This window comes from Nocardioides albus, assembly GCF_014648255.1.
Lineage (GTDB): Bacteria > Actinomycetota > Actinomycetes > Propionibacteriales > Nocardioidaceae > Nocardioides > Nocardioides albus.
Genome location: NZ_BMQT01000004.1, coordinates 228,930 through 242,890 on the forward strand (window position 1 = coordinate 228,930; position 13,961 = coordinate 242,890).

Annotated in this window: 8 protein-coding genes; 5 read left to right on the forward strand and 3 right to left on the reverse strand. The window is 67.7% G+C overall.

Translation table 11 applies throughout. The features are described from left to right. Positions 1 to 42 precede the first annotated feature (42 nt). Positions 43 to 2,019, forward strand: a complete 1,977-nt coding sequence (locus tag IEY84_RS10025; RefSeq protein ID WP_183542627.1) for a hypothetical protein — start codon at positions 43 to 45, stop codon at positions 2,017 to 2,019. A 2,126-nt stretch (positions 2,020 to 4,145) separates the two neighbouring features. Here IEY84_RS10025 and ppgK read toward each other — a convergent pair. The 3 genes from ppgK to IEY84_RS10040 all read right to left on the reverse strand — a co-directional run bounded on the left by ppgK (position 4,146) and on the right by IEY84_RS10040 (position 8,026). After that, entirely contained in the window at positions 4,146 to 4,901 is a 756-nt protein-coding gene (gene ppgK, locus IEY84_RS10030) for a polyphosphate--glucose phosphotransferase (protein ID WP_183542629.1), read from the reverse strand. A 191-nt stretch (positions 4,902 to 5,092) separates the two neighbouring features. Further along, the gene (locus IEY84_RS10035) at positions 5,093 to 7,435 is read right to left on the reverse strand and encodes an MMPL family transporter (protein WP_183542632.1); all 2,343 of its coding nucleotides are present in this window, start codon (positions 7,433 to 7,435) and stop codon (positions 5,093 to 5,095) included. Between the two features lie 24 nt (positions 7,436 to 7,459). Beyond that, a complete protein-coding gene (locus tag IEY84_RS10040; protein WP_183542634.1) occupies positions 7,460 to 8,026 on the reverse strand; it encodes a TetR/AcrR family transcriptional regulator in 567 nt (188 codons plus the stop codon). Positions 8,027 to 8,149: 123 nt separating this feature from the next. Between IEY84_RS10040 and IEY84_RS10045 the strand changes: the two genes are divergently transcribed. From IEY84_RS10045 to IEY84_RS10060, 4 genes are all read left to right on the forward strand, one after another. Continuing rightward, complete coding sequence (locus tag IEY84_RS10045) at positions 8,150 to 8,722, forward strand: TetR/AcrR family transcriptional regulator (protein ID WP_183542636.1); 573 nt, start codon at positions 8,150 to 8,152, stop codon at positions 8,720 to 8,722. A gap of 71 nt (positions 8,723 to 8,793) precedes the next feature. Then, positions 8,794 to 10,014, forward strand: a complete 1,221-nt coding sequence (locus IEY84_RS10050; protein ID WP_183542638.1) for a M15 family metallopeptidase — start codon at positions 8,794 to 8,796, stop codon at positions 10,012 to 10,014. 49 nt (positions 10,015 to 10,063) lie between these two features. Continuing rightward, positions 10,064 to 12,016, forward strand: a complete 1,953-nt coding sequence (locus tag IEY84_RS10055) for a M13 family metallopeptidase (RefSeq protein ID WP_308424451.1) — start codon at positions 10,064 to 10,066, stop codon at positions 12,014 to 12,016. Between the two features lie 160 nt (positions 12,017 to 12,176). Continuing rightward, positions 12,177 to 13,862, forward strand: coding sequence for a M4 family metallopeptidase (locus IEY84_RS10060; RefSeq protein WP_183542640.1), 1,686 nt, complete (start codon positions 12,177 to 12,179; stop codon positions 13,860 to 13,862). The last annotated feature ends 99 nt before the right edge of the window (positions 13,863 to 13,961 follow it).

Sequence of the window (13,961 nt, forward strand, 5' to 3'; positions counted from 1 at the left end):
ATGTGTGGAATGCCCCGACGGCTCGGTCGGCGCTTTGCGGCCATGTCGGTCTTCATCGGCGTGCTGGCGTCCGGGCTGGCCCTGGCGACAGCGTCCCCTGTAGCCGCAGCCCCTGGTGACGGCCTCGCCGCATCATCGAACGCTCGCTACGTCGTGGACGTCAAGGCTCGTGAGGTGCGGGCCTCCATCGACTTGACGATCACGAACCAGCAGCCGGACCAGGGGAACACCCGCTACTACTACAACTCGTACTGGATCTACGTCCCCGCGAAGGCCACGAAGATCAGAGCCTCCAGCCACGGTGCCACACTGCCGGTGAGCCTGGAGCCGGTGCCGAACGGTCCTGGGTCGTTTGCGAGAGTCGGCTTCTCGGGCCTGTACTACGGCCAGACGCGCACCATCAGCTGGGACTACACCATGCCCGCTGCACCGATCCGGTCGAAGAAGAGCAACGTCCGGGTCGGCGACGGCTACGCCGTCTTCGAGGCGGTGGGCATCGGTGACGACACGACGGTGGAGGTCGTCGGGCCACCCGCGATGGAGCTCGATGCCAGTGACGGGGTGTTCATCCAGAAGGAGACCGGCAAGTCGGTCACCTGGACGGCCTCGGACGTCGAGTTCGCCGGTGTCTCACTCCGCGACCGTGAGAAGAACATCGAGCGGACCGTCTCGATCGGCGGCACCGACGTGGTCGTCCAGGCGTTCCCCGGTGACGAGGCGTGGCTGGATTTCGCCGAGCGGAACATCGCCGAGGCCGTGCCCATCCTGGAGAGAATCGTCGGCGAGAAGTGGCCCGGCGAGCTGGACGTGATCCGCGAGGACACGAGCTCCGAAGCGACGGGGTACGCCTGGTTCGACTCGAGCGAACGAGAGATCGTCGTCTCGGAGCGGCTCGACGCCCCGACGCTCTACCACGAGCTCACCCACGCGTGGACCAACCACGACACGACCGACGAGCGCTGGATCAACGAGGGACTGACAGAGGTCATCGCCGCGCGAGTCGCACGAGAGACCGGCGTGAAGGAGGAGCCTCGCAAGACGCCGCGGCGGAAGGGTCCAGGAGCGTTCCCGCTGACTGAATGGGGGGCGTTCAGCCAGACGAACCGCGGCACCGACCTCTATGGGTACGCAGCTGCCTACACCGCCGTCGCCGCCATGCTCGAGGATCTCGACGACGATCAGTTCTCTGCGCTCGTCCGTGATCTGTACCTGGGTCGCACCGCCTATGACGGGCCCGAGGAAGAGGGTTATCAGGGCGGTGGGGCCGTCTGGGGAACGTTTCTCGACCTGGCGGTGAAGCACGGTGCTGACCAGAACATCGACCGCGAGCTCAAGACCTGGGTGCTCACCAGAGGCCAGGCGAAGCAGTTGGCGGCGGCGAAGAAGGCCAAGGCGGCCTATGACGTCATCGACGAGGCCGACGGCGAGTGGTTGCCACCGAAGGGTCTGCGCGAAGCGATGGCGTACTGGAAGTTCCAGGACGCGGCGACCATCCGCGACCTCGCCGGAGACGCGGCCGAGGAGGCCGGCGAGTTCCAGATCGCCGCGGCAGACGCCGGCCTGCCGGCGTCGACGGCGATGAAGGCAGCGTACGAGACGGCGAACGTGGCCAGCGAGTACGGAGATGTGGCCGCCGCGCTGGCGAAGGCCGGCATGGTGACCGCCGAGGTCGGAGGGGTCTCCGCGGCCGTCGCGGGTTTCGACGGTCCGGTGACGGAGGTGGGTGAGCTGTTGCTCCGCCTCGACTCGGCGGCCGCAGAGGCACGGGATGATCTCGACGCCGGAAGCGTGGAACAGGCGGCTGCGACGGCAGACGTCATCGCCGCTCGCTCGACGTGGGTGCTCATCGCGGGGATCGCGGCGTGGCTGGCACTGATCAGTGCCGCGTACGGCCTGTTCAGGCTCTCGCGCTGGATCGCGGTCCGCGTCCGGGCGAGGCGGCGGGCGCGCAGGGAACAGCGCGATCCGGATGGCGAGGCGGAGGACGTCGAGCAGGCCGAGGTCGAGATCATGGCCTGATTCGGGAGCGGCAGCTTTCAAAAGGGCTCGTACCCAACGGGGCATGGGTCTAAGGTTCCCGGGTGAAAAGCGGTCAGCGAGCAGGTCGGCTCCGGCGTACGGCAGCAGTGGTGCTCGCGCTGGGGGTGCTGGGTGCTGGGCTGGTGATGACCTCGCCCGCGGCGGTCGCGGCGCCCGACGACGGCGTCGCCGAGTCGTCACGCACCCGCTACGTGCTCGACGAAGGCGCAGTCAGGGTGAAGTCCAAGATCAAGGTCACCAACCAGCAGCCGAGCACAGCGACGACGTACTACTTCCTGACCGGTCACGCGATCCCGATCCCAGCAGGGGCGAAGAAGGTCAAGGCGACCAGCAACGGCTCGAGGCTGAAGGTGAGCACCGAGAAGATCCAGGGCACCGGCCTGGAGGTGGCCTCGGCATCGTTCCCGAACCTCTACTACGGCAAGTCCCGCACCATCACCTGGACCTACGAGCTGCGGGGCGCCCCGATCCGGGCCAAGAAGAGTCACATCCGGATCGGCGACGGGTATGCCGTCTTTCCCGTGCTCGGTGTCGGTGACGACGACTCGGTGACCGTCGAGGTCGTGCTGCCGAAGTCGATGGACTTCTCCAGCTCCGTGCCCGGCTTCGAGGAGAAGACCAAGGGACGTACGACGACCTGGAAGGCGACCGGCGACTTCATCGAGGGCGGCGTGTCCGCCCGAGATCCGAAGGCCTACGACGAGGAGAAGGTGGCCGTCGGCGACGCCGACGTGTCGCTGCAGAGCTTCCCCGGTGACAAGGAGTGGCGTGACTTCGCCAAGAAGCAGGTACGCGCCGGCCTGCCCGTTCTGGAGAAGACGATCGGGCAGGAGTGGCCGGGTGGCCTCGACACGATCCGCGAAGACGTCTCCTCAGAGGCTCTCGGCTATGCCTGGTTCGACTCCGATGCCGACGAGATCGTCGTCTCCGAGGATCTCGATGCCGCCGTCCTCTACCACGAGATGACCCACGCCTGGATCAACCCGGACACCGTCAGCGGGCGGTGGCTCTCCGAGGGGCTGACCGAGATGGTCGCCCAGCGGGTCGCCGAGGAGACCGGCGCGAAGGGGCAGAGCTACCCCAAGGTGAAGCGACGCAGCAAGGACGCCTTCCCGCTCACCTCCTGGGACTCGCGGGCCCGCACGGGCGTCGAGGGCTCCGATGCCTACGGCTATCCGGCATCTGTCATCGCCGTCTCCGCGCTCGTCGAGGGTCTCTCCGACAAGCAGCTGGCCGCGCTGCTGAGTGACGTCTATCAGGGGCGCACGGCCTACGCGATTCCGTCCGACGGCGACAACCCGCGTCCGGGTGACTGGTCGACATTCCTCGACCTGGCGCTGAAGCACGGCGCCTCCGCGACGAAGGCCGAGAAGACGCTGCGCACCTGGGTGCTCAGCAAACCGGACGTGCGGTTGCTCGAGAAGCATGCCGCAGCCCGCAAGACGTACGAAGCGCTCGACCGTGCCAACGGAGACTGGGCGCCCCCGGCGGGGGTCCGTGACCCGATGTCGATCTGGCAGTTCCAGGGTGCGGAGTCCGTCATCGAGATGGTCGAGGGCGTGAGCAAGGACGCCGTCGCCGTGCAGGACGCGGCCGAGACAGCCGGGATTCGCGTGCCTTCGTCGGTCGAGACGGCCTACGAGACGGCGGACGCCACCAGCGAATACCAAGAGCTCGCCACCCTGCTGCCGAAGGCGGCCGCGGCGACCGAGACGGTCGGCGCGGCCAGCGCGGCGGTCGACGGCACCCAGAACCCGGTCACCGAGCTCGGCGAGCTCGTGCTGTTCCTGGACGCCGGTGCCGCGAGCGCGCGGGCCGACCTGGACGACGGGCATCTCGACGACGCCTCGGCGACGGCCGCCGGGGTCGAGGCCCGGGCGTCGTGGGCATTCTGGGCAGGGCTGATCACGCTGCTGGTGCTCGCCGGGGCGGCGTACGCGGCGTTCCGGGTGTTTCGCAGCCCGTGGGCGCAAGGCCGACGGGATGGTCGCCGGCAGCGGCGGGCGAGACGCAGGGCGTTCCTCGCGCAGGTCAAGGAGACCAAGAAGGCAGGTGCTCCGTGGGACCGCCCGGCTCCGCCGCGCCACCCACCCGGTCCGCCGCCGTCAGTCGGTGGCGAGCTCTTCGGCGTACAGCGCGGCCCCGACGGCCCCCGCGGTGTTGAGCAGCTTCGCCGGGATGATCTCGGTGTCCAGGTCGAGCAGCGGCAGGAATTCGGCCGCTTCCTTCGACACCCCTCCGCCGACCAGGAATAGGTCGGGCGAGAAGAGCATCTCCAGGTGCTGGTAGTACTTGCGCAGCCGCTTGGCCCAGTGTTTCCAGGAGAGCTCCTCGCGCTTGCGGGCGACGTTGGAGGCGCGGGTCTCGGCGTCGTGGCCGTCGAGCTCGAGGTGACCGAGCTCGGAGTTGGGAACGAGCACGCCGTCATAGAGGAGCGCCGAGCCGATGCCGGTGCCGAGCGTCGTCATGATGACCAGTCCGCGGCGGCCCTTCGCGGCGCCGTAGCGCACCTCGGCCAGGCCGGCGGCGTCGGCGTCGTTGACCACGTGCACGTCGCGGCCGGTGGCCGCGGTGAAGATCGCGTCCGCGTCGGCGCCGATCCAGGACTTGTCGATGTTGGCCGCGGAGTGGACCACCCCGTGGCGTACGACGCCCGGAACGGTCACCCCGACCTTGCCGTCGCAGTCCGGGAAGTGCGAGAGCAGTTCCACGAAGATCTCGGCGATGGCCTCGGGGGTGGAGCGTTCGGGCGTCGGGATGCGTACGCGTTCCGCGGCGAACTCGCCGGTCGCGAGGTCGATCGGGGCACCCTTGATGCCGGTGCCGCCGAAGTCGATGCCGAAGGGCAGGCTCGTCGTCATGGATCCATCCTATTTACGAGGCAACTCTTGGTGCGGCCGCGTTGGTGTAACACGCTGTTCGTAGTTCTATCCGGTCGTTATAACGGGCGAGTAGTACCACGAACGACGTGTTACCCCTGCCGATCCCCCGCAGGCAGCGAACAGCCCCCGATCTCGTACGAGGTCGGGGGCTGTTCGCTGTGACGGGACGGTCAGCTCTTGACGAGCTCCGGCTCACGCGGGTCGTCGGCGTAGTGGTCGGCGAGGTAGTGCCGCTCCAGGCTCTCGCCCTCGACGTCGACGTTCGGGAGGATCCGGTCGAGCCACTTCGGCAGCCACCAGGCCTTCTCCTTCATCAGGTACATCAGCGTCGGGATCAGCAGCATCCGCACGATGAAGGCATCGAAGATGACCGCTGCGGCGAGCGCGAAGCCCATCGACTTGATGATCGGGTCGTCCATCATGATGAAGCCCGCGAAGACCGCGGTCATGATCAGCGCGGCAGCGGTGACCACCCGGGCCGAGTTGCGGAACCCGTCGACCACGGCCTCCTTGTAGGAGGCGCCGTGGACGTGGGCCTCGCGGATCCTGGTCACCAGGAAGACCTGGTAGTCCATCGCCAGCCCGAAGACCAGACCGATCAGGAAGATCGGCATGAAGCTGACGATCGGCTGGCCGTCGAAGATCCCGAAGGCACCCTCCTGGAACACCGCCACGGTGACGCCGAGGGTGGCCAGGACGGAGAGCAGGAAGCCGAGCGTCGCCGTCAGCGGCACCAGGATCGAACGGAAGACGAGCATCAGCAGGATGAACGCCAGCCCGATCACGATGGCCAGGTAGGGCAGCAGCGCGTCGTTGAGCTTCTCGGAGATGTCGGACATGATCGCCGACGTACCGGTGACGGCCAGGTCGGCGCCGGTCTGCTCCTCGAGCGCACCCTCACCCTCACGCAGCTCCGCGAGGAGCTCGTCGGTCGCCTCGTCCTCCGGCGCCGTCTCGGGCTCGATCAGGATCACTGCGCCGTTCTCGTTGCCCGACGGCGGCACCACCTTGGCGACCCCGTCCATGGACCCGGCCCACTCGGCGACCTCCGCGTACGCGGCCTGCTTCTCGGCCTGGTCGCCCGGCATGTCGCGGGCGTCGACGACCAGCATCATCGGGTCGAGGCGGCCCGGGCCGAAGCCGTCGACGACCAGCTCGACCGCCTGCCGGCGCGAGCTGTCCTCGGGTGCGGTGCTGTCGCTCGGCATCCCCAGGTGCAGGTCCTTGAAGGGGATCGCCAGCGCGCCGAGACCGATGATCACGATGAGCGCCCAGGCGATGGGGGCCTTGCCGATGAACCGCGCCCAGCGGACACCGTTGTTGAGGACGCGGCCGTTTGCCTCGCGCTTGGGCCGGTAGCGGCGTACGGACAGGCCGAAGGCCTTCGACTTGAACAGGCCGAGCAGCGCGGGCAGCAGGGTCAGCGCCACCAGGACGGCGACCACGACGGTCACCGCGGCGCCGATGCCCATGGCTGTCAGGAACGGGATGCCGACCACGCTGAGCGCGGCGAGCGCGATGACGACGGTGAGGCCGGCGAAGACGACGGCCGAGCCCGCGGTGCCGACGGCGATACCGATGGCCTCCTCACGGTCGTCGGTGTGGTCGAGCTCGCTGCGGTAGCGAGCGAGGATGAAGAGCGCGTAGTCGATCCCGACCGCGAGGCCGATCATCGTGGCCAGCATCGGAGTGGTCGAGGAGACCTCGGTGAAGGCCGTCAGCGCGGTGATGCCGAGGGTGCCGATGGCGACGCCGAAACCGGCGGTGAGGATCGGGAGCCCGGCGGCCACGAAGGAGCCGAAGGTCAGCAGCAGGATGAGCAGAGCGAGCGCGATACCGATCAGCTCGGCGCTGGCGCTGCCCATCTCCATCACCTGCATGCCCTGTCCGCGCACCTCGACCTGGAGCCCGGTGTCCTCGGCGGCCTGCTCGACGACGTCGGTGACCTCCTCTTGCATCGCGGGCGTCACGTCGGCGACCTCGACGTCCTCGAACTCGGTCGAGATCAGGCCGATGCGGCCGTCCTCCGACAGGGTCGGCTGCGCCTGGAGCTGACCGAGCAGCATCTGCTCGGCCTGCTCGGTCGGCACCTGCTGACCGCTCTCGGCCGACATCATCTCGGCGTACGCGGGAGCGGCGGCCTTGGCCTGCTCCGGGGTCCAGATGTAGGAGATCTGGTCGGGGACGTCGTCGAGTGCGGCGAGGTCCGCGACGAGGTCGGCCACGGCCTTCTGGTTCTCCGGCGTCGTCAGGGTCTCGCCCTCCGGAGCGGCGACGACGACCTCGATGGAGGCGGCGTCGAGCACGGAGCCGCCTTCTGTGCCCATGATCTCGGGCAGCTCCTCGGCCGCCTCGACCGACTCGAGGCCGGGCATGCTGAACGTCGTGGACATCGGCTTGGACATCGTGGTCGCCACCGCGCCGATGCCGATGATGACGATCAGCCAGATGGCGACGAAGATCGGCCACCGCCGGTAGGCGGTCTTTCCGAGCCGATAGAGCAGCTTGGCCATGACAGGGTTCCCCTTGGTCAGTTGTCAGAACAGATCGACGAGGTCGTCGAAGATCCGGGTGAACTGGTCGGCGACAGTGCCGTCCGATGGGCTCTCGATGGCCCGGTTGAGCGCGGCGTCGAAGACGACGATCACGAGTTTGAGGAGGACTCCGGCGAGCTCCGGAGACATGCGGTTGCCCTCGCGTTGCGAGATCACGTCGGAGAAGTGGTTGGTCGCCTTCTCGAAGCGACCGTGCGCGGCCCGGAGCACCTGGTGATTGCTGACGAAGACGTGCCGGATGAGTCGGAGCTGCTCGTTGTCGATGCCATCGACCTCGAGCTGCGTACGGATCAAGGCGCAGAGGTCGGCACACAGCTCGCCCGTCGGCCCGCCCTTCACGAAGGTCTCGACCAGGGCCGGATCCGGCTCGTGGTCCGGTCCGAGGACGGCGTCCATCTTGCTCGGGACGTGATTGAACAACGTACGCCGCGAGACACCGACCCGCTCGGCGAGATGGTCCATGGTCCAGCCGTCGAAGCCGAACTCATCGGTCATCTCGAGCGCGGCGGAGTGGATCGCCGCCGCGGTGCGGTCGAGCTGCCGCATCATCGAGTTGCACTTTCTCTCACAGAGTGCATTTTTGCACCCCGGGGGTATTGAGTGCAAAACAATGTGGCCAGGTTCACCTGGTCTCGTCATCCCGGCCGGCGACAGGTCCTAGACTTTGCGCCCATGGGGGCCGGCGTACCTGAAACCACCCGACAGCGGATCCTCGATGCCGCTGTCGAGATGACCACCGAGGCAGGGTGGGCGAGCGTGACGATGTCGCGCATCGCCGAGCGATGCGGGGTAAGCCGGCAGACGGTCTACAACGACATCGGCGCGAAGCCGGTGCTCGCGAAGGCGTTGATCCTGCGTGAGCTGGAGCAGTTCCTCGCCGGCGTGAGGTCGGCCTTCGACGCGGAGGACGACTTCCTCCGAGCGATCCGCCAGGCGACGTACGCCGTTCTCGACCGCGCCCAGGACAACAAGCTGCTGCACGCCGTGGTCTCGGCGACCCACGGCGCCGACACCGAGCTGCTGCCCTTCCTGACCAGCCATAGCGAGGGACTGCTCGGCTATGCGACCGCGATCATCCACGAGCACATCAGGAAGTTCGACCACGGGCTGAGCGATGCGCAGGCGGACGCCGCCATCGAGATGACCGTGCGCGTGGTGCTCAGCCATGTCATGCAGCCCACCAAGTCACCTGGCGAGACCGCCGACGACATCGCCTGGCTGATGTCGCGGGTGCTGCGTGCGTGATCCGGGTCTTCCTACCGGCGAGTTGGGCAGTCACCAGCCCTCGCCTAACCTTCCTGCGGGGAGGTGGACGGATGCGAAAGGTCTCGTGGAGAGCGGCCGCCGCGATCGGGGCGGTCCTGGTGGTGACCCTGGCCGCCTGCTCGGGCGAGCCGTCGAAGCCGGGCTCCGTGAGCAGCAGCCCGAGCGCGGAGACCAGTGAGCCCGCCACCGACGAGAGCGAGAGCGCTGTCGCCGACCCGTCGCACGCCGTCGACATGCCCGGCAAGCGGGAGGGGACGCTCCACTCCACCGACCTGCTGATCCTCTCCGAGGGGACCCTCTCGGCCGGCGATGTCAAGAAGGTCCGCGGCCTCGACGGAGTCTCCGGCGTCGAGCAGATCTCGATGGCCCAGGTCAGCGTGCAGGGACGGCTGGTGAAGGTGGTCGCGGTCGATCCGTCGAGCTACCGCAACTTCGCCCCCTTCCAGAGCGCCGACTCCGACGAGGTCTGGCAGCGCATCGCCGGTGGCGAGGTGGCGATCGACCCCGAGCGCCAGGACGAGCTCCCGGCCGACAAGGACGGCTTCGTGACTCTGGGGTCGAGCAAGGACGCGACCTCGGTCCACGTCGGCGCCTACGCACCGCAGCCGCCCGGACTCGCGGCCGCCGTCGTCAACCACAAGTGGGGCGAGGAGATGGGGATGGAGAAGGGCAACGCGCTCATCGTCTCCACCGCCGCCATCGCCCCCAACCGGGTCGTCAAGCCGATCCAGAAGATCGTCGGGTCCGATGCCTCAGTGCAGCGCCTCGACGTCGTCGCGCGAGCAGGCCTGGACCCGAACGCACCTCAGCAGGCCCACGTCGTCGGCACCGTCGCCGAGGCGGTCGGCAACTACACCTACCGCGCCAACGGCGACGGCACCATCACGCCTGCCGCGAGCTGGGTGAGCTCTCACATCGTGACCGCACAGGTCCCGATCCTCGGCTCGGTGACCTGCAACAAGGTGATGGTCCCCCAGCTGCGTGCGGCGCTGCAGGAGGTGGTCGACCGCGGCCTGGCCAAGACGATCGACCCCAAGCAGTACGCCGGCTGCTACTACCCCCGCTTCATCGCCAACAGCACCCAGCTCTCCAACCACGCCTTCGGCACCGCCGTCGACCTCAACACCGCCGGCAACCAGCGCGGAACCGTCGGCGAGATGGACCGCACCGTCGTCGCCATCTTCGAGCGCTGGGGCTTCACCTGGGGCGGCAACTGGAAGTGGACCGACCCCATGCACTTCGAGATGAACCGCATCGTCAAACCCGGCTGATCCGGGGTTGTTGCTGACCTGCTTGGGACCCCGCATCTACGCTGGGCACGTGACGATCCTCGATGACGCCCGCCCGGGCATGGACGACAGCATCCGACCCCAGGACGACCTGTTCGGGTTCGTGAACGGCACCTGGCTCCGGGAGGTCGAGATTCCTTCCGACCGGTCCAGCTGGGGGCCGTTCGTGATGCTCGCCGACCAGGCGGAGAAGCACGTGCGCGCCATCATCGAGGAGCTCGCGGCCTCCGGCGGAGAGCCGGGCAGCGACGCCCAGAAGATCGGTGACCTGTTCGCGAGCTTCATGGACGAGGCAGCGGTCGCCGAGCGCGGCGTACGTCCTCTTGACGGCCTGAGGGCTGCCGTGGACGGGCTCCGCGACGCGGACGACCTGGCGGCGTTCCTGGGCGAGGTCGAGCGGATCGGCGGTCACGGGTTGTTCGGGTCCTACGTCGACAACGACGACAAGCAGTCCGACCGTTACATCTTCAACCTGCTCCAGGGTGGCCTCGGGCTGCCCGACAAGGACTATTACTTCGACGAGAAGTTCGCCGAGGTCCTCGGGAAGTACAAGGGCTACCTCGAGCGGCTCTATGCGCTCGCCGAGCATCCCGACCCGAGTGCGGCGGCGGAGACGATCATCCGGATCGACACCCGTCTGGCCGAGGGCCACTGGGCGCGCGAGGAGACCCGCGACAAGCAGAAGACCTACAACCTGCTGACCCTCGCCGAGCTGCGCGAGCTCGCCCCCAACTTCAACTGGGATGCGTACGTCCGCAACCTCTCCGGCTCGAAGCTGGCCACCGACGCGGTGCTCGGTGAGGTGGTCGTGCGGCAGCCGTCCTTCTTCTCCCACCTCTCCACCGTGCTCGGCGAGGTCGACATCGACGACTGGAAGCTGTGGCTCTACTTCCACGTGCTGCGCTGGGCGGCGCCCTACCTGACCGACGACTTCGTCGAGACCAACTTCGACTTCTACGGCCGCACCCTCAACGGCACTCCTGAGCTGCGCGAACGCTGGAAGCGCGGGGTCGCGCTGGTCGAGGGTGCGATCGGTGAGGCGGTCGGCAAGGAGTACGCCGCGCGTCACTTCCCGCCCGAGGCGAAGGCGCAGATGGACGAGCTGGTGGCGAACCTCCTGGCCGCCTACCGCAAGTCGATCTCCGAGCTCGACTGGATGGGCGAGGAGACCAAGCAGAAGGCGTACGAGAAGCTCGACAAGTTCACGCCGAAGATCGGCTACCCGTCGAAGTGGCGCGACTACTCGGGGCTGACGATCGCGAAGGACGACCTGATCGGCAACGTCTCCGCGGCGAGCATCTTCGAGACCGACCGACAGCTCGGCAAGCTCGGCAGCCCGGTGGACCGCGACGAGTGGTTCATGCTCCCGCAGACGGTCAACGCCTACTACAACCCCGGCACCAACGAGATCTGCTTCCCGGCGGGCATCCTGCAGCGTCCGTTCTTCGCGCTGGACGCTCACCCGGCAGAGAACTACGGCGGCATCGGCGCCGTGATCGGCCACGAGATCGGCCACGGGTTCGACGACCAGGGTGCGCAGTTCGACGGCGACGGCAACATGCAGGACTGGTGGTCGCCGGCGGACAAGGCGGCGTTCGAGGTGAAGACCAAGGCGCTGATCGCGCAATACTCGGCGCTGTCGCCGCGGGACCTGCCCGGTGAGTTCGTCAACGGGGCTCTGACCGTCGGCGAGAACATCGGCGACCTGGGCGGCCTGACGATCGCCCACACCGCCTACATGCTCGCGACCGGCGGCTCGGCCGAGGTCGGTGACCGGCAGCGACTCTTCCTCAACTGGGCCTACGTGTGGCGTACGGTGCGGCGCAAGGAGCAGGCCCGGCAGTACCTCACGATCGACCCGCACAGCCCGCCGGAGCTGCGCGCCAACATCGCGCGGAACCTGGACGAGTTCCACGAGGTCTTCGGCACCGTTCCCGGCGACGGTCTCTGGCTCGATCCCGAGGAGCGCGTGCGGATCTGGTGAGATGCCCCCGGGTGCGTTGGTTAATTCTTGATAACAACGTAAACGAGTTACGCGGGGAGACCGGTTCATAAACCTGCATTGCGGGAACTTGTTCGGTCATGGGCCTGATTCGGGTGGAAGGATCCCGTCCAATCCTGGTCCTGATCTCGAGGAGAATCCCATGCGTAGATTCGTTCGAACGGCGGGTGTGACCACCGCTGCCGCTGTTGCAGGAACTGCCTTCATCGCCTCCTTCGGAAGCCCGGCCGGGGCAACCCCCGCCGGTTCCGCCTCCGCCATCACGCCGACGAGCATCACGCAGACGGGTCTGGCGGCTCAGAAGGTGATCGACGACGAGTCGATCGCTGATGAGGCCGTCAGTGCGCTGACGAGCAAGCCGACGACCTGGAAGGTCGGCCCCGGCCAGGAGCTGGAGCCGGTGGTGACCCTGAAGGATGCCGACGGGGCGACGCACGTGCGGATGAACCGGACGTACGAGGGGCTCGATGTCGTCGGCGGTGACCTGGTCGCCCACCAGAGCCGGTCCGGCGAGGTCACCTCCGTCTCCCAGGGGCTGACCGAGGTGCTCGATCTGTCGGTGAAGCCGACCGTCACCGGCGCGGCGGCGACCAAGGCCGCCCTGACGCTGGACGCGGTCACCAGGACGATCACCGGTCTCAAGACCGACAAGAAGCACGCGCCGCGGCTCGTCGTCGACGCGGTCGAGGGCTCCCCGACGCTGGCGTGGCGGGTGACGACCACCGGGAAGCATGCCGATGGCACTCCTTCTCGCCTCGCGACCTACGTCGACGCCGCCACCGGCAAGGTGCTGCGCCGGGTCGAGGGCATCCACACCATCGAGGGCGAGGGCAACACCCTCTACTCCGGGACCGTCCCGCTGCAGGTGAAGCAGAACGGCTCGACGTACGAGCTCCGTGACGAGACCCGTGGCGGCACCTACACGACCGACATGAAGAATGCCGAGGACAGCCTGCTGTGCCAGCTCCTCGGGTTCGGGTGCTCGGCAGGGACCGTGGTCACCAGCCCGACCACGACCTTCGGCAACGGCTCCAACGCCGACAGGGCGACCGCCGCGGCCGACGCGCAGTACGGCACCAACGTCACTTGGGACTACTTCCAGAACGTCCACGCCCGTGACGGCATCTTCGGTGACGGGTCGGGCTCCTTCAACCGGGTCCACTACGGCAAGAACTACGTCAACGCCTTCTGGGACGGCGAGAAGATGACGTACGGCGACGGTGACGGTGTCGGCTACGGGCCGCTGGTCTCGCTCGATGTCGCAGGTCACGAGATGACGCACGGCGTCACCGAGAACACCTCGGGCCTGGAATACGCCGGTGAGTCCGGCGGGCTCAACGAGTCGACCTCGGACATCTTCGGCACGGCGGTCGAGTTCTACGCCGACAACGCCGAGGATCAGGGCGACTACCTGATCGGCGAGTCCTTCATCCTCGACGGCGGCGACCCGCTGCGCCGGATGGACAACCCGTCCTCCGACGGCAAGTCGGTCAACTGCTGGTCGTCCTCGACCGGCGATCTCGACGTCCACTACTCCAGCGGTGTCGGCAACCACTTCTTCTACCTGCTCGCCGAGGGTTCGGGCTCGAAGACGTTCGGTGGCGTCGCCCACTCGAGCACCACCTGTGACGGCTCGACGATCGCCGGGATCGGGCGCGACAAGGCGGAGCAGATCTGGTTCCGGGCCAACTCGACCTACTTCACCTCGACCACCGACTACGCCGGTGCGCGCGCTGCGACGGTCCGGGCGGCCTCGGACCTCTACGGGGCTTCCAGCGCCGAGGTCGCCGCGGTCGAGGCGGCGTGGACCGCGGTCTCGGTGGGCTGATCGCAGAGAACTCGATCGACCGCATTGGGTAACTAAAGTACGAATTCGGGCGTGTGGTTAGGCCGGTGTGGCGATAGGACGCATACTGGAGATGCCGAG

What these genes read in the sequence shown, in the direction of transcription:
- IEY84_RS10035 (WP_183542632.1), bottom strand. Translation starts at nt 7,435, where the DNA reads ATGGCCAAGCTGCTCTATCGGCTCGGAAAGACCGCCTACCGGCGGTGG.
- IEY84_RS10040 (WP_183542634.1), bottom strand. Translation starts at nt 8,026, where the DNA reads ATGATGCGGCAGCTCGACCGCACCGCGGCGGCGATCCACTCCGCCGCG.
- IEY84_RS10060 (WP_183542640.1), top strand. Translation starts at nt 12,177, where the DNA reads ATGCGTAGATTCGTTCGAACGGCGGGTGTGACCACCGCTGCCGCTGTT.
- IEY84_RS10045 (WP_183542636.1), top strand. Translation starts at nt 8,150, where the DNA reads ATGGGGGCCGGCGTACCTGAAACCACCCGACAGCGGATCCTCGATGCC.
- ppgK (WP_183542629.1), bottom strand. Translation starts at nt 4,901, where the DNA reads ATGACGACGAGCCTGCCCTTCGGCATCGACTTCGGCGGCACCGGCATC.
- IEY84_RS10025 (WP_183542627.1), top strand. Translation starts at nt 43, where the DNA reads ATGTCGGTCTTCATCGGCGTGCTGGCGTCCGGGCTGGCCCTGGCGACA.
- IEY84_RS10050 (WP_183542638.1), top strand. Translation starts at nt 8,794, where the DNA reads ATGCGAAAGGTCTCGTGGAGAGCGGCCGCCGCGATCGGGGCGGTCCTG.